This is a genomic window from Cyanobacterium sp. IPPAS B-1200 (assembly GCF_001747005.2).
GTDB lineage: Bacteria > Cyanobacteriota > Cyanobacteriia > Cyanobacteriales > Cyanobacteriaceae > Cyanobacterium.
This window is the reverse complement of the sequence record NZ_CP182899.1, coordinates 932,569-946,798: the sequence shown is the minus strand read 5'-3', so window position 1 is coordinate 946,798 and position 14,230 is coordinate 932,569. Positions and strand designations below refer to the sequence as shown.

The 14,230-nt window shown below is 36.1% G+C and carries 13 protein-coding genes, 1 tRNA gene and 2 pseudogenes; 2 read left to right on the top strand and 14 right to left on the bottom strand.

The window, feature by feature from the left end:
• The first annotated feature begins 67 nt into the window (after positions 1 to 67).
• Positions 68 to 1,009, top strand: a complete 942-nt coding sequence (locus tag A5482_RS04320) for an NAD(P)H-dependent glycerol-3-phosphate dehydrogenase (protein WP_069789560.1) — start codon at positions 68 to 70, stop codon at positions 1,007 to 1,009.
• A 41-nt stretch (positions 1,010 to 1,050) separates the two neighbouring features.
• Here A5482_RS04320 and A5482_RS04315 read toward each other — a convergent pair.
• The 7 genes from A5482_RS04315 to A5482_RS04285 form a co-directional block, all read right to left on the bottom strand.
• A tRNA-Pro gene (locus A5482_RS04315) sits at positions 1,051 to 1,124 on the bottom strand.
• A gap of 140 nt (positions 1,125 to 1,264) precedes the next feature.
• Entirely contained in the window at positions 1,265 to 1,939 is a 675-nt protein-coding gene (locus A5482_RS04310; RefSeq protein ID WP_069789559.1) for a lecithin retinol acyltransferase family protein, read from the bottom strand.
• A 41-nt stretch (positions 1,940 to 1,980) separates the two neighbouring features.
• Positions 1,981 to 2,988, bottom strand: a complete 1,008-nt coding sequence (locus A5482_RS04305) for a Gfo/Idh/MocA family protein (protein WP_069789558.1) — start codon at positions 2,986 to 2,988, stop codon at positions 1,981 to 1,983.
• Between the two features lie 120 nt (positions 2,989 to 3,108).
• Positions 3,109 to 3,660: a ribosome recycling factor gene (gene frr, locus A5482_RS04300; RefSeq protein WP_069789557.1), complete on the bottom strand. Its 552-nt coding sequence runs from the start codon at positions 3,658 to 3,660 to the stop codon at positions 3,109 to 3,111.
• Positions 3,647 to 4,369: a UMP kinase gene (gene pyrH, locus A5482_RS04295; protein ID WP_069789556.1), complete on the bottom strand. Its 723-nt coding sequence runs from the start codon at positions 4,367 to 4,369 to the stop codon at positions 3,647 to 3,649. The genes frr and pyrH overlap by 14 nt, the downstream gene beginning before the upstream one ends.
• Before the next feature lie 121 nt (positions 4,370 to 4,490).
• Positions 4,491 to 5,762 carry a M16 family metallopeptidase gene (locus A5482_RS04290; RefSeq protein WP_069789555.1) on the bottom strand — a complete coding sequence of 424 codons (1,272 nt, stop codon included), beginning with the start codon at positions 5,760 to 5,762 and terminating at the stop codon, positions 4,491 to 4,493.
• 180 nt (positions 5,763 to 5,942) lie between these two features.
• Positions 5,943 to 6,140, bottom strand: coding sequence for a hypothetical protein (locus tag A5482_RS04285; RefSeq protein ID WP_069789554.1), 198 nt, complete (start codon positions 6,138 to 6,140; stop codon positions 5,943 to 5,945).
• 155 nt (positions 6,141 to 6,295) lie between these two features.
• On the opposite strand from A5482_RS04285, the gene A5482_RS04280 reads away from it, so the two are divergent.
• Entirely contained in the window at positions 6,296 to 7,306 is a 1,011-nt protein-coding gene (locus tag A5482_RS04280; protein WP_069789553.1) for a hypothetical protein, read from the top strand.
• A gap of 39 nt (positions 7,307 to 7,345) precedes the next feature.
• On the opposite strand, the gene A5482_RS04275 is transcribed toward A5482_RS04280, so the two are convergent.
• From A5482_RS04275 to A5482_RS04245, 7 genes and pseudogenes are all read right to left on the bottom strand, one after another.
• Positions 7,346 to 8,803, bottom strand: a complete 1,458-nt coding sequence (locus A5482_RS04275) for a TM0106 family RecB-like putative nuclease (RefSeq protein WP_069789552.1) — start codon at positions 8,801 to 8,803, stop codon at positions 7,346 to 7,348.
• Between the two features lie 148 nt (positions 8,804 to 8,951).
• Positions 8,952 to 9,212, bottom strand: coding sequence for a DUF2442 domain-containing protein (locus tag A5482_RS04270; RefSeq protein WP_069789551.1), 261 nt, complete (start codon positions 9,210 to 9,212; stop codon positions 8,952 to 8,954).
• A complete protein-coding gene (locus A5482_RS04265; RefSeq protein WP_069789550.1) occupies positions 9,172 to 9,405 on the bottom strand; it encodes a DUF4160 domain-containing protein in 234 nt (77 codons plus the stop codon). The genes A5482_RS04270 and A5482_RS04265 overlap by 41 nt, the downstream gene beginning before the upstream one ends.
• 163 nt (positions 9,406 to 9,568) lie before the next feature.
• Positions 9,569 to 10,447: pseudogene (locus A5482_RS04260) on the bottom strand (ribonucleotide-diphosphate reductase subunit beta); the annotation flags it as partial.
• Positions 10,448 to 10,546: 99 nt separating this feature from the next.
• The gene (gene ltrA / locus A5482_RS04255) at positions 10,547 to 12,259 is read right to left on the bottom strand and encodes a group II intron reverse transcriptase/maturase (RefSeq protein ID WP_069789589.1); all 1,713 of its coding nucleotides are present in this window, start codon (positions 12,257 to 12,259) and stop codon (positions 10,547 to 10,549) included.
• Between the two features lie 698 nt (positions 12,260 to 12,957).
• Positions 12,958 to 13,113: pseudogene (locus A5482_RS04250) on the bottom strand (ribonucleotide-diphosphate reductase subunit beta); the annotation flags it as partial.
• A gap of 223 nt (positions 13,114 to 13,336) precedes the next feature.
• On the bottom strand, positions 13,337 to 14,191 hold the full coding sequence (locus A5482_RS04245; RefSeq protein ID WP_069789548.1) for a metal ABC transporter permease: 855 nt from the start codon (positions 14,189 to 14,191) through the stop codon (positions 13,337 to 13,339).
• Positions 14,192 to 14,230: the final 39 nt, after the last annotated feature.

The window sequence follows — 14,230 nt, the reverse complement described above, 5'->3', positions numbered from 1 at the left end:
CATCTACCTTTAAAATTAGTTTGTGATGAAATTATTCATCCTATGAAAATAACAGGATTAAATTATTATGACTACTGAAAATCTTAAAACAATTATTATTGGTGCAGGGGCATGGGGTACAAGTTTATGTTTTTTGCTTAACCGTGCGGGATTTGAATGTGAGGTGTGGAGTCGTCGGGCTGAAAAATCTTTAGAAGAAGTGGTAAAGGATGCGGATGTAATTATTTCTGCTATTTCCATGAAGGGGGTTGTGGCGGTTAGTCAACAACTTAAGGAAATTGGTTTAAAAGATAAGGCTATTATTGTTACTGCTACTAAGGGTTTAGATTTTGAGACTACCCTTACTCCTTCTCAAATTTGGCAGGAGACTTTTCCTAACCATGCTGTAATAGTATTATCAGGGCCTAATCTTTCTAAGGAAATTAAAAAAGGTTTACCTGCAGCCACGGTATTGGCAAGTAATGATACGGAAGCGGCGGAGTTGGTGCAAAGTATGTTTGCTTCGGACATTTTTAGGGTATATGTTAATAATGACCCCATTGGTACAGAATTGGGCGGAACATTAAAAAATGTAATGGCGATCGCATCGGGGGTGTGTGATGGGTTAAACTTAGGTACAAACGCAAAAGCCGCCCTTTTAACTAGAGCATTACCAGAAATGATTAGGGTAGGTACTCATCTAGGTGCATCGGTGGAAACATTTTTCGGTTTATCAGGGTTAGGAGATTTACTAGCTACCTGTGACAGCCCCTTATCCCGTAACTATCAAGTGGGCATGGGCTTATCCCAAGGAAAGGCTTTAGAAGACATTTTAGAGAATTTAGAAGGCACAGCGGAAGGAGTTAACACCGCCAATGTATTGATAAAATTAGCTCACAAAGAAAAAATCCCCGTACCGATTTCCTATCAAGTGTATTTACTCTTAAAAGGTAAAGTATCCCCCGTGGAAGCCGTTGAAAATCTCATGGAGAGGGAATTAAAAGAGGAATTCTGGTATTTGGAGTTTTAATCTACCTTGGGGGGAATACCCCCTTTTTTTTTGAGCATATATCGAGATGACAGGATTTGAACCTGCGGCATCCTGCTCCCAAAGCAGGCGCGCTACCAAGCTGCGCTACATCTCGTTAGGCAAGTTTTTGCCATCATACACAAGTTTAACTTAATTTAGAGGTTTTGACAAGGAAAGGAAACAATGGAGGCAGAAAGGTAAGCATTAAAGTTAATCTCCCCGTAACCCCTACTCCCTAACATTTAAAACTTTTGGTTATTTTTTACTCTGAATTAGTCCTTCTGTCATGGTAGCTAATTTTTCTAGTTCCCTTTGTAATTCATTAACTTTACTTTGATTTGTTTTCTTTCTAATCAAAGCCTCCCTTGCTAAATCTTCACGGTTATTTTGTAGGGCTTTATAGGCAACTTTTTGCCATATATCAACTTCTTTGAGGGCTTCTTTATATTCAGGTTGTACCCTATCCCAAGCCACTCGAATATCATTTAAAGCACTATCAATAATATTTTCGGTATTATTATTACTAACATCTTTAAAAGCTGTTTTAAGGGGATCAAAAAGATTAAAAGTATTTAGCTTATTAATAGTAGGAATAAAGTCTTGTACTTGTTTACTTTCATTTATTCCTGTTTTGCACCAAGTGGCAAAATGTTCACAATTATTAAACAATAAATTATATTTTTTTTCCCCAAGACGACTAAAAGCCCTTTCTATGACAATATCAGGAATAAAGGAAAAGCCCCGAGGATATTGACGGATATAAACCCGATTACCTTTACTGAAGGTGTCAAAAGTTGTTGTTTCTACTATCTCACTAGGTTTACGATAATGGATAATGTTGCCGTCTCCTGTGTCGATACCATGGTGTTGATATACGCCGTCAAGATTAGCAAATTTACGCCATACATATAACTGATCACCTTTTGCCATTTTTTTGAGATACTTTCTTAGGGTGGGAGTCGTCTTTCATTTTATCCATAGTTAACGGAAACCATGGCACTATTATTTTCTAAGGATATATCTAGGGCTTCGAGAATTTGGATTAATTCGGTGGCAAATTCTCCCGTGGATATTCTCGGTTGATGATTGGTTTTGATGGCGGATAGGAAGCGATCGCCCATTAGCTGTAAAGTATTAAAAGGGGTAAAATCGATATTCTCTGTGTCATAACCATCAACCATCATAGGCGACACATCTTGATGGATATTTGCCCGACAAAGAGTTAAAGGAGAAGAAGACATCATCTCATCAAAAACTAAACTACCCTTTTCTCCCACCATGGTTAACTTTCTTTGTTTATCAGCATTTAACCAACTAACATGAATCGTTGCCACAAAGCCACTAGGATAAAATAACTTTAACCACGCCACATCTATCAATTTATGAGAGAGAAAATTTTGTCCTTCCGCCCTAACTTGAAAAGGTTTTTCCCCCAAAATATAGTTAAAAATGGAAATATCATGGATGGCTAAATCCCAAATAACATTAACATCCCCTCGGATAGCATCGGCATGGGTGCGAGAAGCATAGCCATATTTTAAATCTCCTATATCTCCCTTTTGAATTTTATGATTTAATTGTTCAATTAAAGGGTTAAATAAATAAGTATGATCAACAAATAAAATTAGGTTATTCTTATTAGCTAAATCTGTTAATTCTTTAGCATTATTAGAGTTAATAGTGAGGGGTTTTTCTGCTAATATATGATAGTTACTATTTAAAAAATACTTAATTAAATTATAATGAGAAGTGGCTGGAGTAGTTATTATAACTGCATCTAACTCTTTTATATTACTTACTTCCTGCCAATTAGTTAATAACTTAACTGTTTGAGGAATTTGATATTTTTCTTGAACAAAATTTAATCTTTCTTGGCTACTATCACAAACTGCTTTTAAATTAACATCACTATGATTAAGAAAAATTTTAACAAAATGACTTCCCCAACGTCCCGTCCCCAAAATAGCAATATTGATCATAAAATTTTCTTAGCCTTTTTTATCTCAATAACGAACTTTTGTACCCTTGGGGGAAAAAACTCTTATTAACAAGGGGTTTCACCCCCTTGCCCCAACCGAACATATTCTGTAAAATCTAGTTTAAATACTAGTTAATTCCTTCTCTTTAACGACTAAAAGTTCATCAATTTTGGTAGTAAACAAATCCGTTACCTTTTGAATTTCATCTTGTAAATCACGGGATTCATCCTCAGAAATATCACTATTTTTTTCCTGTTTTCTAACCTTATCAATGGCATCACGACGGTGATTACGCACAGAAACCTTACCATCTTCCGCATATTTCCCCGCTAGTTTAACAAATTCCTGGCGGCGCTCGGCGGTGAGAGGGGGAATATTGAGACGGATTACTTGCCCATCATTATTAGGGGTTAAACCGATGTCGGAGAGGGAAATGGCTTTTTCAATTTGACTCATACTGCCACGGTCAAAAGGTTGGATTAAGATAGTGGTAGCATCGGGGGTGCTAATACCTGCCAAAGTTTTTAGGGGAGTATCAGCACCATAGTAGTCGATCATGATTTTGTCGAGTAAACTGGCGTTTGCCCTACCTGTGCGAATGGTATTAAAGTCTTGTTGTGTCCTCTCGACACTTTTTTGCATATTAGCTTTTAGATCATCAATTAACGTCATAAGAACCTCCTATAATTGTACCTATGGGTTCACCTTTTATTGCTCGAATGATATTACCACGTTCGGCAAGGTTGAATACCACAATGGGGATATTATTTTCTTTGCAAAGGGCGATCGCAGTTCCGTCCATAACCCTCAAATCTTGGGTTAAAACATGGTTATAGTTTAAACTTTTATAAAGACGAGCATCAGGATTGGTAACAGGATCGCTATCATAGACACCATCTACTTTAGTGGCTTTAAAAATCACTTGAGCGTCAATTTCTGCTGCCCGTAATGCGGCCGTAGTGTCAGTGGTAAAAAAAGGATTTCCTGAACCTGCACCGAATATAACAACTCTCCCTACTTCTAGGTGACGAATGGCACGTCTGCGAATATAAGGTTCGGCTACTTCTTGCATGGCGATCGCAGTTTGAACTCTAGTCGGAACATCCATTCTTTCTAAAGCATCTTGTAATGTCATAGCATTCATTACAGTGGCAATCATACCGACATAGTCAGCGGTTGCCCTATCCATTCCCGCGGCGGATGCTTTTACACCCCTAAAAATATTACCTCCACCAACGACTATGGCAACCTCTACATTTTCTTTTACAACCTGCGCAATGTCTTCAGCAATATCGGCAACTACTTTAGGATCAATTCCATAACCCAAATTACCCATTAATGCTTCACCGCTTAACTTCAGTAAAACCCGTTGGTAAATCATTGTTTAGTCGTGCCTTTTTTCTTTTTGATTATTTTCTTTCGTTAAGATAGCAGTTTTTGTGTCTTTAGAGCAATTAAGCAATGGATAATAAAGATTAATCACCCTATCACCTTGTCTCCCATTACTCATTCATTGCCCGAACAATGCCATAGGCATCAACATGGAGATATTTTCTGGCGGCTTGTTGAATATCATCCACCGTCAAAGAGCGTAGATTGTCTGTATAACTAAAAGCTAGATCTAAACTACCTAACTGAGAATAATAATAACCATAAAGATTGGCACGATCGCTCGGTTTTTCACTATGAAAAATAAACTGATTCGCCACCAGATTACAAACCCTTTTCAACTCCACCTCAGACACCCCATTATCCTGAATATCCTTGATATTATTAAGAATCTCTCCCTCCACCTCATCCAAATTATTCTTATCCAACTGACTCGCAATATAAAAAACTCCCTGCACCTGATGATTCATATTACTAGCCCCAATACCCTTCACCAACCTTTTATCCTCCCTGAGACTACGGAATAAACGAGATAACTTACCCTGCCCCAAAATCATCGCCAAAACATCCAAAGCAAGGGTATCATGAAAACTCATTAACCCAGGCACACGCCACATCATAATCATCCTCGACTGTTGTAGGGCAGAATCCCCATACTCCTCCCTCACAATGTCAGTAAAAGGCGACTCAGGGATAATCTGAGGTTTAAAAGTCTGTTGCCCCAGTGCAAAATCCCCCATAGCTTCAGCTACAATGGCTGTTAAATCCTCCACAGGTAGATTCCCCACCGCATTAACCGTCATGGATGCTGGTTGATACCAACAGCGGTGAAAATCATACATTTGTTGCCTTGTCAAAGGCTCAATAATTTCCTCTGTGCCTAAAATGGGGCGAGAATAGGGCAAATGGGGAAAACAAATCTTCATGGCCTTTTCAAAAGCCAAACGGCGAGGATTATCGTTAGCCCTGCGAATTTCCTCTAAAACAACTAACTTCTCTCTGGTAAACTCCGACTCAGGTAAACTACAATTTAAAACCAAATCTAGCTGTAAAGGGGCTAAATCTGCAAAATCTTGGGGAGAAGAAGTAACATAAAAATGAGTATATTCATGACTTGTGGCCGCATTTGTCACAGCACCTCTAGCCTCCACCACTCTCTCAAACTCCCCACAAAGCAACCTTTGACTTCCTTTAAAGATCATATGTTCTAAAAAGTGAGCCATTCCATTAATTTGATTACTTTCTACCGCTGAACCAACATTAAACCATACATTAAAATTAACGGCTTCTACGGGCATTTGTTCGGCAATAATGGTCAACCCATTAGATAATGTAGTAATGGTGGGTGTCTTGGTGAGGCTAGGTTTAACTGCGGTTAGGCTCATTGTGATGTCTTTTGTTTATATCTATCTTCTTATTCTAGTTCATTCTATAGAAACGGTAATCGGAGTCTCTTTTCCCTACAAAAAACCGCCCCTAATTCGGAGACGGCTTTTTTATTTCCAACAAGGGGATAAATCCTTTTGTATGGTAAATATTTATGGGCAAAAAAATTGAGAAGCAAATTACCCTAACTCACGGGAAGTAAATTTCTCAATGGTTGCCTGACTTTCATAGACAAAATTATGATTGTTATCTTTAATTTTATTCATACTGGGGAGAAGATTACGAGATTGAAGACTCATGTGTAGCTGTAAATGGGCAACATAATCACTTACATCTTCTTTGGCAGAAGGATGGGGGATATTCGAGTTTAAGTTCATTGTTTCCTGCTTATAATATGGCTATGATTAGTAAACCTTATCATTTTTTCTTTGGTCAGTCAAGTTTCATGGATTAATCACTGCTAAGGTAAAATAAAATTTACAATTATTTATCCTTCTTAATTTGCTTCTTTATTACCCAAAATTTAGTTATTATGAATACTCCTCAAAATTTACCCGAAAAACTCCGTAATCTGGATTGGTATGCCATCGCTTGTAAGGTAAGGGAAAAGTATGAGAAGTTGAAGGAAAAGGCGACTAATTTAGAAAAATCCTTGATTGGTTATCAGAAAGAAATTAAGGCAAAGGATACGATTATCAATGAACAAAATCAAGATTTAGATGCCCATAAAGAGACTATTAATAAACTTTATCGTAAGCTAGAAGATGACACTGGCAGAATCAAAAATCAACAGTTATTAATTGAAAAGTTAGCTCAAGATTTAAAGGATTCTCAAACCCAAAGGGGACGCTTGGAAAGGGATTGTTCGTTTTTACAAGAAAATTACAATCAATTACAATATCAAGTCAGGGAAAAAGAAAAGGAAAATCAGGAGTTAAATGCCAGATTGCAAAGGCAACAAAGGTCAACTTTAGAGTATAAGGCGGCTTTGGATAAGTATTTACAATCTTCTTCTACGGATAAGCCCCCAGTAAAGAATGCGGAAAAAAGTACCATCAAATCTTGGTCTGAGGTTCGTAATCCTAAAGGTAATGCTGATAATCCTACCATAACTCAATTGTCTAACTTTGCGATCGCCCCTGTGCCGAATTTTGTCAATATTCCTCTGTTGGATAATGCTAAAAAATTAGCTAGTAAATCATCTGACGCCCTCGAAACTCAGGAAAAAACACCACAACATCATGATGATAATGTTACCAATCACAGCGAAGAAAAGGCTGCTCAAAAACCAGAGGGCAAAAAAATAGAAGAGGAAAAACCATCCAATGCTGATACTTCTACTTCACAACCTACTGAAATAAAACAGAGTCAACCCGAAAATATTCCCCAAGAATCTAAAGATAATCAGGATAATCTTGTAAAAAAGAATATAGATTTATTATCAAAAATAACGCCCTCTAAAAAAGATAATAATAAAAATAGTGATAAAAGGGGAGTTATTGACATTCCATATTTTCTAAAAAATAATCGTCAGGATGATTAATTAGTTTATCTTAGTAAAAAAAGGTTAAATATATTCCAATTAAATATCTATTTCCGAAGATAATAAACTTAAAGAAGTAAGATATTTTTTGACAGCAAAAGTTGCCCGACAATCATCTTCATTATACATTAATATATAGTCTAAATAAGTGCGATCGCCCTCTAATAACCATTTGTCATACCATGCTACACACTGATCGCCACCCACGCTTTTAAAATCATGATTAGGGGGAATACGCCACTGAAAATCTAACCATTTACCCAAAGACTTTAAAGAATAACTTTCTACAGGAAAAAGATAATTTTGAGTAACTAATTTATGAACATCAACCAATCTTTTTAACAAAGGCTGAATCAACTTATTAGGACTTTTATAAACATTAGCAAGTCTTTTAATAGTTTCCACCTCATACCCCGAAAAATGATAAATAAAACTATCAGGATAACCATTGACAAACTCCAAAAAATTTAACCAAGCCTCTTTTTCCTGTTCTAAATTTTCAGCCAAAAAACTATAATATTTCTCAGTATTATTATCATTATCAACTAAAAAAATACCCAACAAATAATCCACCTGCCGATCAGGTTCAGCTTCTATGTCAAAATAAAGCTCAATACTACTACTAGGAATAGAATTGATCACATCTCCCTTAAGGATAGGACGATTTAACCTTAAAGATTGAACCTGCTTAAAAAGAACTTCTGCCCCATCATAATTCAGAATTTGGTTCAATTCTGGTAAAGATAAACTAACTAATCCCTCAAAATCCCCCGCCCCCTTCTGCCTCAAAAGCTCATATTTACGAGGAGTAATCCCCGGTATTAAAGATAAATGATTTTCTTGCACCGCTATGCCATGACAATCACCATACCACTCACACAAACCGCATTTTTGACGAGAAATAAACACTTCTGGGGCATCCTCCGCCCCAAACAACCGTTGACAATCCTCAATAGCTTCTTGCACTTTGGGTAACCAAATCCCTAGATTAATGGTATATCTGCGAAAATTCCTCACCACAAAATCTGCCGAATTAGGCATTAAACCTTGATTTTGAGCTAAGATAAACCCCTGAAATGCCGCAATTAACTTATATTCTGGTTTATGACTCTTGCCCAAATGAGTATTAACCGACAAATAACTCCAATCTCCCAAAGCCGAAGCAATATTTTGTTTTATCAATAAAGTCGGATTAGTTTCAAAAACAAGACTTCCATCTTCATTGGTATAATTCAGTTGTCCATCATAGATACAGTCAACCCCTCTCCTCATCAAATCTAAAGTTGACTCCACAAGGGAATCGTTTGATAATGATGGATAATGCACCGTCCAATTATAATGCTCGATAACCTGTTTTGTGTGGATAATTCTTTCCTGCTTTAATTTCTTAACAAAATCCTTTACCTGTGGTTTTTCATCCCTTTGACAATGAAAATTAAGAAACGCTTTGCGCTTACATCTTTTATACTGAAGCAGAGTTTCATCGGTTATGAGCATCAATTATTAGTTATTCTCTGGGAATTAATTATTTATTAGTTATTTAATCATTCTAATATCTTCTTTAAAAATTAATGTAGTGTTAATAGTCTCAATAACATTATATTAAGGGTAACCTTCAAAAAATCTGTGACGTAAAGCCCACTCATCATTTAGCCTGAAGAGGGAATCTTTGAGGATTTTTGATAATATCTTTACTTAAATCCACATCTAAATCTGGCCAATAAAAATGATTGGGAAAAGGTTCTTGTATATTTAAAATTTGTTTAACAGGAACATCCTCAAACCAAGGAAAATCTTGGTAAGAAAGAAACATTTCCTCATTGTTTGCAAGAATCCATATTCCATGGGAAGAAATATTAGTCACTTCAGCCCGAGAAATGTTTTGTCCAAGCATTTCTAAGTTCATTTTGTCGTTCCTCAATAATCGTTTCTATTGCTTTAAGGTGTTTTCGAGATAAATTGTGATTACGGGCTAATTCAATTTGTGGTTCAAGCCAAAATGTAGCCTCTCCTTCTCCAGAGTAAACATGAACGTGCATTCTAGCTTCCTCACGGGAAAAGAAGCGATAGCCATCTTCTTTAAAAACAGTGGGACTCATCAAAAATTTAATTAAATTGATTTATGCTCATGCTCTGCTTTTATCATAACCAATATTGAACTAAGATATATAAAAATTAAACTACAAAAATTTCCCCTCAACTTACTCAATAAAATGAAGGGGAAATTCGCTTATATCTTTTTGTTAGCTTTGAGGACAAAAATTAAATTTCATCCCAGCCTGTCACCCCAGAAGACATCATGTAACTGGTGACACTAGCTTCAAAAAAGTTTGCTTTGGTGCTACCTTCTTTTTTGGTATCAGAAAATTTCTCTAAATGAGTATAAGGACTCTTAGCATATTTCGCATCGGTGTAAAGAGGCTCTAAACCGATCGCCCTTAACCTAATATTAGCAAGATATTTGGTATAACGTTCAGTGCTAGACTCAGTAATACCTAAAATATTATTACCCACAATGTGATTAGTCCAACGACATTCATGCTTTACAGCAGTATCAAACATTTCATAAATTTGATCGAAAGAATAATCAAAACTTTTCATCGCTTCGGGGATCAGTCTTTGGTATAATCGAACATGGCTCAACTCATCACGGTTGATCATTTTGAAAATATCCGCAGAACCGGGCATTAACATTCTAGCGGCTAAATTGTAGAAGAAAATAAAACCGTTATAGAAATATAAACCCTCTAATAAATAATCACTTAAAAGAGCAATAAAATAATTCTCTTTAGTGGGATTATCAATATATTTTTGGTAATAACCAGCGATAAATTCACAACGGGCAGAAAGCACTTTGTCAGTGCGCCAAAAATCATAAACTTGATCTCTTTTATCACTAGGAATAATAGTTTCAATCATGTATTGATAAGCATGATTATGCATTCCTTCCTGAGAAATTTGTTCTGCCATACAAAGGCTAATTTCTGGGGCTGTAATGGAACTTTTTAGATGAGGAATATTACAAGTTTGTACAGAATCGAGGAAGGTTAAATAAGATAAAATACCTTCAAATGCACGTCTTTCTTCTGGGGTTAAATTCCAATAATCGGTAACGTCTTGGGTAATGTCAAGTTTTTGGGGTTAACCTAAGCCTATATTTCACAATATAAACTCGGCTTCAGAACGGTACGTGAGACTTTCATCTCATACCGCTCCTCTCGAAAATAGCTGCACTATTACTTATGCGACATCTCCATGTAGTTTTTGGTGACAGTGTTTGTGAGCTAAAGTGTAGTTCTTTAGTTCATCTGTACCACCATCTTTTATTGAAATAATATGATGTATATCTGCTAAATCCTCATTATTAATTAGGCTGTGACAGATACCACATAGTCCTTTTTGTTGTTTATACAGCTTTTGGTTTAATGTATTACTGGTATATTTCAACTTGGAGGTTCTTTTATTCCAATATTGTTCATCTCCGTCATACGGGCTTTTGTTCCCTTTTATTTTGATGAACCTTTCACCAGATTTAAACTTGTCATGGGTTTTTAGGAGAATATTACCGTCAGTAAATTCCCATTTTCTACCATTAATAGTTTTCCAGTATTTGTTTACTACCCAGTTTGTCCCCTTGGTTTGGTGTCTTCTGACTCCCCATCGGAGAAGTCTTTTCCACACCAAATGATTTAATTTGGTAAAAGTTTCTTTGGAATTACAGTATTTGTAATAATTACACCACCCTGTTATTCTCTTTTGTAGAGAATTGATTAGGTATTCCTGTTTTATTCCGTTACCTTTAGTAATTAAATCAGCTAGATTTTTGTAATGCCTTTTTATACTTTCTTTGGAAGGTTTGATTAGTGTTTTGTACTCCAATCTTTTTGTTATATTTCCATTAGAAAAAGTATTCGTGTGCTTTTTACCCTTTTCATACTGTCGAATGTTAAATCCTAGGAAATCAAATCCCGCATTATTTCCAAATGCTTCCTCTTTAGTGTGAACTATTTTGGTTTTGGATTCCTTTAGATTTAATCCCCAGTCTTTTAACCAATTTTCTATAATCTCCTTACATTTTATGATGATGTTAATGTCTTCGCATAATATTACGAAGTCATCGGCATATCTTATGAGTGTAGGGGCTGATACCTTATATCCATATTTTTGTTTGGACATTTTTATGTATCTTTCTTTGGTTTGTGGGAAGTGTTTATTTATTTCTTCTTCCATACCATGTAGAGCAATATTGGCTAAAAGAGGGGATATAACTCCTCCTTGTGGTGTTCCTTCTTTTGGGTTTATTTCTAACCCGTTGTCCAGTATTCCGCTTTTTAGCCATGCTTTTATTTGTTTCTGGAATTTTGAAATTTGGGTTGCCTTGTTGATTAGTTTATTATGGCTAATTTTGTCGAAGCATTTTTCGATGTCCGCATCTAATACATATTTGGGTTTGTATATGATGGTTTTTTTTATTGCTTCAACGGCATCCCATGCACTTCTTTGGGGTCTAAATCCGTATGAGTTGGGTTCAAATCTAGCTTCCCATTCTGGTTCTAATGCCATTTTCATTAATGCTTGTTTGGCTCTGTCACTAATTGTTGGGATGCCTAGTCCTCTTTTTTCTCCATTTTTCTTCGGAATATATACTCTGCGAATTTTATCTGCTTTTGTATTTATTTCTAAGTTTTTGGCGAGTTCTAGTCTTTGCTTAGGTTTAATGGATTTGACTCCATCCACTCCTGATGTGCTTTTCCCTTGATTATCTTGTGTGACTTTCCTAACAGCTACTAATTTCGCTGACATTGATTTAGTAAGTATCTTCTGGAGTTTTCTGGCTAGTACCAAATTTCCATTCTGAGATGCTCTATAAATTCTACGTTGCAACTTCGAGATTACCGACTGGGCTTTATGCCAGTCGATTGAACTCCATTCAAACTTTGATGTGATCTCCATACTTGTCATATTGATTGCTTTTTGTGAATTTATAGACTATTCTCAAGTGAGTCTTTTGGCATATCTTTGGCATTACACCAAAGCATTAGCTTGAAACTCAATCCTTCACTTATGGGGCTTACGCTAGTTACTACTTCTTAGAAAAGAAGAGCCGTCATAAGTTTCACTCGTTCCTATATTTCATTGACTGTAACCTTAGAACCTATCTCTCTGCCGAGGATTTTGTTTGAGTCTCGATAAAGAGGACACATTCTTTATCACGTATATTCCTTTGGTCTTATTTTGACCCTAGCGTTTCAGGCTTTTTCGCTAGTCAACTTTGACGACAGTTGTCATGATAATTTGCTTTCGCTGTTCATAGTTACCTGCCACTTAATTCCGTTTTGTTTTTGCCTAAACTACTTTAGAATTACATCCCTGCTTCATCCTTGCAAATTACTAGCTTGTAAAAATGAGGGAAGGGCTTTCACTCCGAGACTGGGAGGGAAGGACTTTAACCTTCATGAAATATAAGTTATCAAGGTACGGTTATCTCTACTTTCTTTGTACGGTAATCCGTATTATGTTTTGTAAAGTTTTGTTTACATTAGGCAATTTCAGTCCATTTTGTAAACTCCGAACCAAGTTAGGGTTTAGCTATTGTACATAGTAGCTGAGTGCTTGATGTACTTTAGTTCCTACCCTAAACGAGTCGCACGAATCCAAAAGTTTTCCCTCATTTGTTGATACAAGCCAATAGCCCAAGAATAGCGTACATCGTTGAGTTGCATTAGGTTGGTGGTATTACCAAACCAGACACTACGATTCTCAATTCTGTCGTCACCCCCTGGATTAAAAATCGGTGTTAGGGGCATTCTTTGATTATTAGTATTCGGTACGGTTGCTACCATAGATTGAAAAATTATATTTTGATAATGGCGTATATGGATCTGAATTATAACAAAATATTAAGGTGTTTTAAAACTTTTTTTGTTAAGTGTTTTTATCTTGCTCTGCTCCCAAATCATACTTAAGGGACATTTATTTTACTTTTGTTACTACTTTTTATAATATGCTTTATTTTATTAATAATATAGTTTATTTATTAATCATTTTTAACTTTATAAAATTAGTAAGTAATCCTTGGGAAGGACTAAATAAAAAGGATAAAAAGAAGAAAAAAGTTGCTACCAAAACGATGGCAGGTCCGGAGGGCAAATTGTAATAAAAACTAATATACATTCCGCTAATACTAGAAATTACGCCAAAAAATACTCCCACCAACATCACTTCATGGAGTCTTTTTACCAATAAATAAGCGGTGGCTGAAGGGGTGATAAGCAAAGATAAAACGAGGATAACTCCCACAGCTTTTAAACTGGCGACTATGGTTAAGCCTATAAGTATCATGAGGCTAAAATCAAGCCAATACACGGGTAAACCTACTGATTCTGCTCCCAGTTTGTCGAAGGTATAAAACAATAGCTCTTTATAGAACATAATTACTATAAAAAGGATAAAAAGGGCGATCGCAATGGTATCCCTAACTTCCACGAAACTAACACTTAAAATATTGCCAAAAAGAAAATGATTGAGGTCAATTTTATTATCCTTCTGCACAATGGTAATGAGGGTAATTCCCAAGGCAAAAAAGGCTGAAAAAACAATACCCATGGCAGCATCTTCCTTGATTTGAGAGTTATTTCTGATCACATTTATTAATATTGTGCTTAATAATCCTGCGATAAAAGCCCCTGTAAAAATATTCCAATCAAAAATAAAGGCGATCGCCAATCCGGGTAAAACAGAATGACTAATGGCATCACCCAACATTGCTAACCTTTGCACCATCAGATATGTACCCACCACGGCACAAATGATGCCGATGACAATCGCTACGATTAACGAGCGTTGCATAAAACCGTATTGTAAAGGCTCAATTAAAAAATCCATTTAAAACTAAGGTTAGGGAACGAGGAATAGGCAATGGTT